Genomic DNA, 10250 nt, shown 5'->3' with positions numbered 1-10250 from the left:
TATTAGTTTGAGCTTACTATAGCCTTTTTAAATTTGGTGAGGTACAATTTTTTTGGTTTTAGGGAATAGGGAATAGGGAACAGGGAACAGGGAACAGGGAACAGGGAATAGGGAACAGGGAACAGGGAACAGGGAACAGGGAACAGGGAACAGGAAACAAGGAACAGGGAACAGGGAACAGGGAAAAAATCTGTGTACATCATTAGGGTGAAAAACGCGGTGGTTTGAAAACCTATGCAGTTGACTCCTTATTATTCTTAGTCACTTAAAACTAGAAACTAGAAACTAGAAACTAGAAACTTGTCAGTGGCGAAGTCACAACGGAAAACTGAAAACTGACAGCTGACAGCTGATAGCTGTTGGCGTAGCCTGCCCGTAGCGCATATGCTTACCACAAAACATAAAAAAGGAACAGACTACGAGAGAATAGTCTAGTTCCTACACAGAAGTGGTTGAATCAGTTATGCCGACGCAAAAATCCGGAAATATTTAAAATTACTAGGTCACAGCAATTTCTTAGACTTGCGCTTTAATGAGGTAACACTTAATCCCAGTAAGCTTAGGCTTAACAAGCCCATTGTCATGGGTTCAGGAACAGAAACAGGTCGAGAATTGGAAGGACCCCCAGGATTGGGAGTTAGATCAACATTAATATCAGCCTGGGTAAGAGTAAAAGAACCCGTAGTACCTAGCCAGCCAGACATACCAAAGTTAGTGTTTTTGCCATTAGCTCCAACCCCAACCTGGAAGGAGTATTTCCCATTTTCAGGTCTTTGGTAAAGATTCAGTTCCTTGCCATCGTAGAAATCTACGCCAGTTAAGGTAGCCTGAGTTTCATTCATGTTATAGTAGCGCCAAGTAGTAGTATCCACGGAGCCACCATTTTCTGCGTATTCAGACTTCGGTAGTTCCTTTTTCGGTCCTCCCCAAGGTTCTGGTGTGCTCTCGAACCAAATATCAATGTCCCATTTTTTAGTATCATCTAACTCAGAAACGATGGTACCCAATAAATTAGCAGTCCCATCATCGTATTCATTAAAGATACCTGAAGTGTCAAATACAAATCTCCCTGAGTCCAACTCAGGAAACCAGAAAGCGTGTCCTGACCACTTTGTGTCTTTTGGGTAGATATGAGCTTCATCGGCTAACCAGGAGTTGAAGATATCAGCTGCCTGGGCTTGTCCTACTCCTCCTAAAACTATAGACCCTAAAACTAATCCACTGCTTAAAAATTTAGTTATTTTCATGTTATAGACGCCCTAGTTATTTGAATAAATTAATTAATTGACTGTAGTCTGTAACTAATTGGTTTACTAATTGTTTGACTAACTTGACCATAGCCTGAGCTGTCAGTAAAATTACTTTCAGTAAATTAACTGATATTTCTAGTATGCCAATCTGATGGTTGCGATCGCGTTAGCGCTAACCTATAAAAGGTATAAATTTTGTATTTTTTTGTATAAATTCATAGCAATAAAAAAAATACCGTCACCCTTAAACTCGCACCCAACTTGATTTCATGACCCGGAGCTAATCTACAGAAAATAGCCCGTGCATTTTTTCCGTCCTCTTCAGGACTATCAAGGGGCCACTTCTAAGCAAGTCAGCTCAAGTGCCCACTCGCCCTTTGCATCAATACGAATTGCTAAAACCTTGATTTTACAAGGTTTTTCAGTCCCTGTTCCCTATTCCCTATTCCCTATTGCCTGGGGGCAGCGCTATAGCTTGACAAATTGCCCTTAATTAAGGGAAGCTCTAGGTTATCCTATGGGAGGGCGAAGCAAAAGCACATAAAACCTAGGGTTTCAGTAATTAATTACTTGCCCCAATCGGTCGCCCCTACCCAAAAATCACCGACGCCAGACTTTCCATCGGAGGCGTTCTATGCCGGAAAACACGATCTCAGCAGAAATTGAGTCATCCCCGAACCACTCTAGACAAGCTGCTTTAGCTCTACAACAGCTTGGGTTTCGGATCCTGCACATTGGACCGACTATAAGTGTACAAGCTCCGCAATCCCTGTGGGAATCAACGTTCAATGTTTCCTTCCAACCACAGCAGAAAACTCTGATCCAGGAGATAGATGGCAGTGACGTTACCTATCCCAAAGCTGCGGTTGACAATATACAAATTCCTGAGCAACTACAAACCTTGGTAACTGGGGTGATGTTTGTAGAGCCCCCAGAATTTTTCTGATCCCGTAGCGTGGCCAACGGCCAATCCAGTTAAGGATAATCCGAACATTCTCCAGGCTAGAGGCACGACCCGATGGTGCCTTTACTGTTGAATAGTGAGTGAAAAATTTCGTGAAATATTATAAACTAAAACCGAAAAAAACAAAAGTACCCACGAGGGTGACGTCAATATGTGATCACAGATACCAAACTAAAGAAGTAAACCAAAGACCTAAAGCATCTTGCTGTGTTGATTAACAACGACAGGGATAGTCATAAACCCCTGTCTAACTAGGATTTAACTAAAAAGCTAATTATGATACAACAACTACAGACTGGAGAACAGCGAGTTTCCTTTGAAGCCATTCTCGCATCAGAAAGTGGCCAGTCCATGTTCGCGACTGACACCTACCTACAACCAGAGAATCTTCAACAATTCGCCCCACCCCCTGGACGGGGCATTCAAGCTGCAAATGTTTTACAATCCCTTGGCTTTCGAGTGCAGCAAATCGGAACTTTTTCCATTAGTGCTGATGGACCACGGGAACTGTGGGAACGGGTCTTTAGCACCCGAGTTGAACGGGACAGCCAACTCATTAGCGAGGCTCATCCTCAACTGGGAGAAGTGACCTTCTTGCGCCATGTTGCTGGTGCTCCCTTTACCATTCCCCAAGAGCTATCTGGGTTGATAGAGCGCGCTTATCCCCAACGTCCACCGATTTTATTTGAGTCGCCACTGCCTCCACGGGTTCGTTATCATCACCTCAATGTTCCCTCCGATGTGGCCATGGTATGTCGCTCGACCCCTGTCCACAAAGTCGGGGTAACCGGTAAAGGCGTTTTAGTAGCAATGGTAGACACTGGATTCTACAAGCATCCCTTTTACGAGTGGCATGGCTACAACTACCAGGCAACCCTGGCACCAGATGCTCAAAACGTGGAGCGGGATGAGAATGGTCATGGCACCGCTGAAGCAGCAAATATTTTTTCCAATGCACCGGATATTGACTTTATTGGTGTCAAAATGGGGAGTAACCCCACTCTGGCCTTTAAGATGGCATCGGATTTACATCCAGCAGTGATGACCAACAGCTGGGGCTTCACTATTCCAGAAGGCCCTCTACCGAATTTCCTCAAGCCCCTAGAGGCAGCAGTTATTGAAGCAGTCAAAGAGCGTGGTATTACCGTTTGTTTCTCTGCTGGTAACGGACACTATGGATTTCCAGGTCAAATGCCAGAAGTGATTTCTGTGGGTGGAGTCTATGCCCACGATACTGTTGAGGGCAATGACTTTCGCTTAGAAGCTTCTGACTACGCCAGTAGCTTTGATAGCCAGATTTATCCAGGACGCCATGTACCTGATCTGTGTGGACTGGTGGGAATGCGACCCCGGGCTGCTTATATCATGTTGCCCGTTGAACCAGGGGACGAAATTGACCAAGGCTTGGGCGGCGGTGAGTATCCGAATCAGGACGAAACAGCTACTGATGATGGCTGGGCGGTGATCAGCGGTACTAGTGCTGCTTCTCCCCAAGTCGCGGGTGTTTGTGCCTTGCTTAAACAGGTGCAACCTGGTCTGTCTCCATCTCTGATTAAGCAGATTCTGCGGGCATCAGCGCGAGATGTTAAGCTGGGCAAGAGCGCCCATGGTCAACCAGCAGGAGAAGGACACGATGGAGCAACTGGATCCGGTTTGGTGGATTCCTATGCCGCCTATAAGCTAGCTCGCTCCGTGACCATCCGCAATGTTAATGACTTGCCAGCACCTCGTTGATATAGCGCTTCTCAAATAGGTGAGCTATAGTTTTGATTTGAGGGAATAGGGAGTCGGGAATTCAGAAGTCAGAAGTCAGAAGTCAGAAGTCGGGAATCGGGAGTCGGGAATCGGGAATCGGGAGTCGGGAACTTGGAGTCGGGAATATCACCACACTCCCATACATCCCATCTGCCCATCTTTCCCTCTCTTCCCCTGCTCCCTGTTCCCTATTCCCTGTTCCCTGTTCCCTTTGTTAGATATGCTGACCAATAAGATAATCGCCCATCGTGGCGCTTCTAATTGTGCCAAAGAGAATACTATTGAAGCCTACGAGAAAGCGATTGAATTTGGGGCTGACTTTATCGAATTTGATGTAAGAATCACAAAAGATGGGGTATTGATTTCCCATCATGATCCAATGATAGCTAATCAAGCTATCAGTCAGTTAAGCTTTGCTGAAATAAATTGCATTGCTGGTCACCAAGGGTTTAGAGTGCCTACGGTTGAGGAAGTTTTAAGACTGAGTCGTAACAGGATTAAACTAGCGGTTGAGCTCAAAGAAGAAGGCTATGAAGAAAAAGTCATGGCCTTAGTAATGGAATATATCAAGATAGATGACTTTGTTATTTTATCATTTAATGTTTCATCGTTAAGATGGATAAAATTAAATTACCCTAAGGTTAAAACGGGATTGTTATTAAGCAAAAAAAAGAATAATTTTCTGATTATATTACTCAGGGTTTTCGGGATTTGGGTGTTTCACAAACTGATCCGACTTACCCCAGATATACTAGCACTACATTGGGAAACGTTAAAATTTGGTTTATTAAAAATTGCTGCTAAACAGGGCAAACCGGTTTTTGTTTGGACTGTAAATGATCAAAAAATGATTGGAGAGCTTCTAAATGATAATCGGGTACATGGTATAATAACCGACAAACCTGACTTAGCTCGTCAGCTATTAGCTAATGCGCTACGCGCACGCTACGCGAACAGCGGTCAGTGGTCAGCGGTCAGCGGTCAGCAGACTTAACTCAGATTAAACGAAGGCTTACCTGTGTTATTCAAAAGTGTTCGGTGTAGCTTGCCCTGAGGGCATAAGCACCTCAAGTAGCACCATCTGTAGCGCATTAGCTGAATGCTGAATGCTGAATGCTGAATGCTGAATGCTGAATGCTGAATGCTGATAGCTTACAGATTATTGACTAATCTTGAATATACTCTTCGCCATTGACCATCGCTATCTCAGCTCTGACAAATTCTCGTCCTAGGTAAAGGGCATGATCGAAGCGACTTAAAGGACAGGGTTTAGTTTCTTCGGTAATTTTCATGCCTAGTTCCTTGGCTGTCCTACCTTTGAAAATAGCGGTGGGAGTACGGTTTAATTTAACATCGCAGGGAAATGGTTCTCCGGTTTCTGGATCAACTGCTAAGCCTTTCTCATTAATTTTGTTACTGTAGTGTTCAGCACAGATCAGACTTGCCTCTCGGTCTATGTAAATAATGAAGTAGCCCTCTGGATCGAGTTCAATAAAGCGTTTGGAGAGCTTCTCATCAATAGCAGTAATGTCTTGGGCAGTGATCATCATAGTCAACGGTCAAGGGCTAAAGCTGATGGCAAATTCCACTATTATAACTTTAAAAAAAAAATTAGACAAGGTCAGGGATGAGGATAACAGCGAAACATAGCGGGGCGCAGCAGGTATGGGAGGTGTGGGGAGTTACTTGGTCAGTTACTTAAAAAAGTTGATAAATTTAACAGCCATACTTACTCTAGATTTAGTAGACTAGAGCTTGGGAATTTAATAGTTAACCCTAGTGGTAGTGTTGTACCGTGGGGTGAGCAAGTATTGGTGTATTATATCTAAATTCTGAGCAACCAGTGAAAAGGCCACAAATCCTGTCGGCAAAAACTATAACCCAAATCACTCCAGATTTAGTATAGTAGAGCTTGGTAATTAAATAGTTAACCCTAGTGGTAGTGTGGTACCTTGGGGTTAGCAAGTCATGGTGTGTTAAATCTAATATTCTGCCTAACCAGTGAAAATGCAACAAACCCTATCGGCAACAACCATAAATCAAAATCAAGGGAAGATTAAGGTGATCAAACGGGATGGTTCTCTCGCTCCCCTTGATATTTCCAAAATTCGTGGTGTTGTTGAGTGGGCTTGTGCTGGGAAGGATGTCAATCCGATCACTATAGAAGCTGGACTCACTACCCGCTTGCGTGATGGTGTTACTACCAGAGAGATTCAGGAGAATTTGATCAACTGTGCCCTGGAAATGTGTAGTCCTGATCAGCCTGACTGGCGCTATGTAGCAGGACGACTGCAGATCTGGAGTATCTGGAAAGATACCCTGGTAAACCGTGGTTATGAGTACGGTGACTACCCTAGAACTGTTTGCTCCAAAGTAGAGTCTGGTCAATATGACCCCAGTATCTTAACCTATACGACTGAGGAGCTAAAAGAAGCAGGTTCTTGGATTAATCCGGATTGGGACACGGATTATGATTATGCAGGGGCTGTACTGCTAACTCGTCGGTATCTCCTGGCGGATGAGTTGCCCCAAGAGGCATTTTTAACCTGTGCTCTGCTGCTAGGGTCAGTTGAAGCCCCGGAAGATAGACTAGGTTGGGCAAGGCGATTTTATGAAGCGATCGCACAACGTAAAATATCTCTAGCTACCCCGATCCTGGCTAATCTCAGAATTCCTAAGGGGTCTCTGTCTTCCTGTTTTATCACTAGCATTGATGACAACCTAGAAAGCATCTTTGAAGGAATTACTGATACCGCCAGAATCTCCAAAAACGGTGGTGGTGTTGGGGTCAATGTCAGCCGGATTCGCTCAACGGGTAGCTGGGTGATGGGCAAAGCCAATGCTTCGGGAGGGGTAATTCCTTGGATTAAACTGCTTAACGATACTGCGATCGCAGTTAATCAAGGAGGCCGTCGGGCAGGGGCAGTCACCGTTAGTGTAGATGTGTGGCATCTCGATGTGCCAGAGTTTCTGGAGATGCAAGCGGAAAATGGCGATCCCCGGCGCAAGGCTTATGATATCTTTCCCCAATTGGTGATTCCCGATGAGTTTATGCGTCGGGTGGTTAATAAAGAAGACTGGACATTAATCGATCCCTATGAAGTACGGATCAAGCTAGGGATTGAGCTATCGGAACTTTGGGCAGAAGAGTTTGAAAGCGCCTATCAAACTATTGAAGCAGCCATCGGCGAAACCCTCACTCTCTACAAGACCGTGAATGCTCGGGAACTCTTCAAGACGATTATGCGATCGCAAGTAGAGACGGGAATGCCTTACTTGGCGTTCAAGGATACCATTAACCGCGCTAATCCTAATCAACACGAGGGCTACATCCCAGCGGTAAATCTTTGTACCGAAAGTTTCTCTAATGTCGAAATTGGCAATGCTGCTCACTGTTGCAATTTGGACTCAATCAATCTCGCCAATATTGAAGAAACTGAATTGCCTAATATCTGTCGTCTGGCAGTGCGGATTCTCGATAACACGATTGATTTAACCACTCCTCCTTTTAAAGCAGCCCATAGGCACAATCACAAATACCGCACCATCGGAGTAGGGTGTATGGGCTTAGCGGATTGGTTAGCGAAACGGTGGCTAACCTATAACAACCTCAAGGAAATTAGTAACTTATTTGAGGATATTGGCTACTACTGCACCCATGCATCTATGGAACTGGCTATCGAACGTGGTGCTTATGCTGCTTTCGATGGTAGTGAGTGGAGTAAAGGTAAGCTAATTGGTGCTAAACCAGTGGAATGGTTTATAGAAAATTCCCAGCATCAAGAGCGTTGGGTAGCCCTATCTGAGGATATTCAACAATTTGGGATTCGCAATTCTCATATTACTGCGATCGCACCCAATACATCTTCATCCCTAGTACAAGGATGTACCGCTAGTGTCTTGCCAGTTCACAGCAAATTCTTCTATGACAAATGGGCAAAAGGCACTGTACCCATTGCCCCACCCTTTATTAAAGACAATTTTTGGTTATACCACGAAAACAAAAACTTTGATCAGAAAAAAGTTGTTCAAGCAGTAGCCACGATCCAGCAATGGATTGATACTGGGATTTCCATGGAATTGTTATTTAACTTAAACCAAGGAGTCTATTTCCCAGACGAACCTGAACGCACCCTCAAAGCCAAAGACATCTATGAAACCCTAGTCATGGCCTGGGAATTAGGATGTAAAGCCGTCTATTATATCCGAACCGTCCAGCGTGACAACTTCAAAGAATTAGACAACACTTGTATCGCTTGCGCCAATTAGTGATTCGGTGGAACAGGCTTCCAGCCTGTGAAGCATCGGTCAGCGGTCAGCGGTCAGCGGTCAGCGGTCAGCTTTGTGGAACAGGCTTCCAGCCTGTGAAACATCGGTCAGTGGTCAGCTTTGTGGAACAGGCTTCCAGCCTGTGACTTCACTCAGATTATAGCAATTCTCTTTCCCATGAGGTACAAAGAGATCCCCCTAAATCCCCCTTGAAAAGGGGGACTTTGAGGTTGATAAGTGTATCTCATACATGCAATAAACGCGCTTATACCAATGCTTACCTGTGTGATTCAAAACCTGATAGCACCTCAAGTAGCGTGGCCATTCGCGTAGCGTGGCCCAAAGGCCAAGGCCAAGGCTGATAGCTGATAGCTGATAGCTGATAGCTGATAGCTGATAGCTGATAGCTGTTGTTCCCCACACTCCCTATTCCCTATTCCCTACTCCCTACTCCCTACTCCCTACTCCCTACTCCCTACTCCCTATAAAAATGCTGACTAAAATGCCAATTAACCCTATCTTTAATCCAGATGGGGATGATAAAACTGAACACCGTTCAATTTGGTTTGGTAATACCACTAACTTGATGCAACTCAATGATGTCCGTTATGCTTGGGCAATTGGGTTGTATCAACAGATGCGGGAGAATTTCTGGATTCCCCAGAAACTAGACCTAACTCAAGACGTAACAGACTACTCCAATTTAACGCCAGCCGAACGTTATGCTTATGATGGGATTCTCTCCTATTTAACCTTTTTAGATTCCGTTCAAACCTGCAATATTCCTCACATCAAAAGTAGCATTACTGCCCCAGAAGTTAGTCTGTGTATGGCGGAACAAATTTCTCAGGAAGGGATGCACAATCAAAGTTATCAATATATCATAGAAACCGTTATCCCTACTGAACATAGAAGTAGAGTCTATGAATTCTGGCGCACTGATAAAGTGCTGAGGGATAGATGCGAATTTGTTGCCAGCTTCTATCAAAAGTATGTTGATAATCCCACCCCAGAAAACTATTTTGTTTCCTTACTGGCTGACTTTTTATTAGAAGGAATGTACTTCTATAATGGTTTCATTTACTTCTACAATCTCGCCTCTAGGATGCTGATGCCAGGCTCAGCGGACATTTTTAAAATGATTAATCGAGATGAACTGAGTCATGTCCGGCTTTATCAAAAGTTAATCCCCATGGCTATGGACGTATTTCCCTATTCCAGAGACCAAATTTATGAAATGTTTGCCACAGCAGTAGAGCATGAATGTCGCTGGACTAATCATATTGTTGGTAACGATATTTTAGGGATTACCGAACGGAGTACTGAGCACTACACCAAGTATCTGGCTAATATCAGGCTACGTTCTATTGGATTAGAACCCCTTTATCAGGGGGAAAACTATCAAAAGAGTCCCTACAGCCACTTAGAGCGTTTTTCTGATACTAAAAAAGATGCTCATACTAAAGCCAATTTCTTTGAAGCTAGCGTAACTAGTTATGTGATGTCTTCTGGGGTCAGTGGTTGGGATGAAATTTAGGAAGTAGGGAGTAGGGAGTAGGGAATCGGGAGTCGGGAGTGAGGTACACAGGATTTTTTCCCTGTTGCCTGTTGCCTGTTTCCTGCTCCCTAAAACCTAGAAGGAAAGTACCTCACCCAATTGCAAACCGCTATAATCTAGATTAATCAAGAATACTAAAAAGATGTCATCAAAAGTAGCTATTGTTACCGGAGGAACTCGTGGGATTGGTTTCGGCATCTCTGAGCAACTTGCCGCTGATGGATATGATCTAATTCTTGGCTTTAATAGCAGTAAACAACTCACCGCTAACTCACCAACGAGTATAGCGGGAGCTTTCCGGCTCATCGTTTACCAGTCTGAGTTCTTGTGCGGCTCGTTCTAGCTAGGAGCCTCCCGAAACGGGAGGGGTATAAGCTAGGGGACTCGCGAGGTAAAATACCTCAAAAAGTTCTAACTGTCCTTCGGATGCAGGTGCAAACCCTGCCCTTTAGGA

10 protein-coding genes are annotated in these 10250 nt (G+C 44.4%); 6 read left to right on the top strand and 4 right to left on the bottom strand.

Annotation, left to right across the window (positions count from 1 at the left end; all coding sequences use genetic code 11):
• Positions 1-2: 2 nt before the first annotated feature.
• Positions 3-203 carry a hypothetical protein gene (locus F6J99_RS34580; RefSeq protein ID WP_293119936.1) on the bottom strand — a complete coding sequence of 67 codons (201 nt, stop codon included), beginning with the start codon at positions 201-203 and terminating at the stop codon, positions 3-5.
• 300 nt (positions 204-503) lie between these two features.
• Positions 504-1247 carry a PEP-CTERM sorting domain-containing protein gene (locus F6J99_RS34575; RefSeq protein WP_293119934.1) on the bottom strand — a complete coding sequence of 248 codons (744 nt, stop codon included), beginning with the start codon at positions 1245-1247 and terminating at the stop codon, positions 504-506.
• A 637-nt stretch (positions 1248-1884) separates the two neighbouring features.
• Between F6J99_RS34575 and F6J99_RS34570 the strand changes: the two genes are divergently transcribed.
• From F6J99_RS34570 to F6J99_RS34560, 3 genes are all read left to right on the top strand, one after another.
• The gene (locus F6J99_RS34570; RefSeq protein ID WP_293119932.1) at positions 1885-2196 is read left to right on the top strand and encodes a hypothetical protein; all 312 of its coding nucleotides are present in this window, start codon (positions 1885-1887) and stop codon (positions 2194-2196) included.
• Positions 2197-2490: 294 nt separating this feature from the next.
• Positions 2491-3948, top strand: a complete 1458-nt coding sequence (locus F6J99_RS34565) for a S8 family serine peptidase (protein WP_293119930.1) — start codon at positions 2491-2493, stop codon at positions 3946-3948.
• 241 nt (positions 3949-4189) lie between these two features.
• Complete coding sequence (locus F6J99_RS34560; RefSeq protein WP_293119928.1) at positions 4190-4963, top strand: glycerophosphodiester phosphodiesterase; 774 nt, start codon at positions 4190-4192, stop codon at positions 4961-4963.
• Positions 4964-5135: 172 nt separating this feature from the next.
• Here the strand turns inward: F6J99_RS34560 and F6J99_RS34555 are convergent, their stop codons facing one another.
• A complete protein-coding gene (locus tag F6J99_RS34555) occupies positions 5136-5519 on the bottom strand; it encodes a DUF4346 domain-containing protein (RefSeq protein ID WP_293119938.1) in 384 nt (127 codons plus the stop codon).
• 457 nt (positions 5520-5976) lie between these two features.
• On the opposite strand from F6J99_RS34555, the gene F6J99_RS34550 reads away from it, so the two are divergent.
• Positions 5977-8238 carry a ribonucleoside-diphosphate reductase subunit alpha gene (locus F6J99_RS34550; protein WP_293119925.1) on the top strand — a complete coding sequence of 754 codons (2262 nt, stop codon included), beginning with the start codon at positions 5977-5979 and terminating at the stop codon, positions 8236-8238.
• Positions 8239-8515: 277 nt separating this feature from the next.
• Here the strand turns inward: F6J99_RS34550 and F6J99_RS34545 are convergent, their stop codons facing one another.
• Complete coding sequence (locus F6J99_RS34545) at positions 8516-8659, bottom strand: hypothetical protein (protein WP_293119923.1); 144 nt, start codon at positions 8657-8659, stop codon at positions 8516-8518.
• An 81-nt stretch (positions 8660-8740) separates the two neighbouring features.
• Between F6J99_RS34545 and F6J99_RS34540 the strand changes: the two genes are divergently transcribed.
• Complete coding sequence (locus F6J99_RS34540) at positions 8741-9775, top strand: ribonucleotide-diphosphate reductase subunit beta (protein WP_293119921.1); 1035 nt, start codon at positions 8741-8743, stop codon at positions 9773-9775.
• Positions 9776-9938: 163 nt separating this feature from the next.
• Positions 9939-10139: an SDR family NAD(P)-dependent oxidoreductase gene (locus tag F6J99_RS34535; protein WP_293119919.1), complete on the top strand. Its 201-nt coding sequence runs from the start codon at positions 9939-9941 to the stop codon at positions 10137-10139.
• The last annotated feature ends 111 nt before the right edge of the window (positions 10140-10250 follow it).

Source organism: Moorena sp. SIO4G3 (assembly GCF_010692305.1).
In the GTDB taxonomy this organism is placed as follows: Bacteria; Cyanobacteriota; Cyanobacteriia; order Cyanobacteriales; family Coleofasciculaceae; genus Moorena; species Moorena producens_A.
This window is presented reverse-complemented; position numbering and strand designations above follow the sequence as displayed.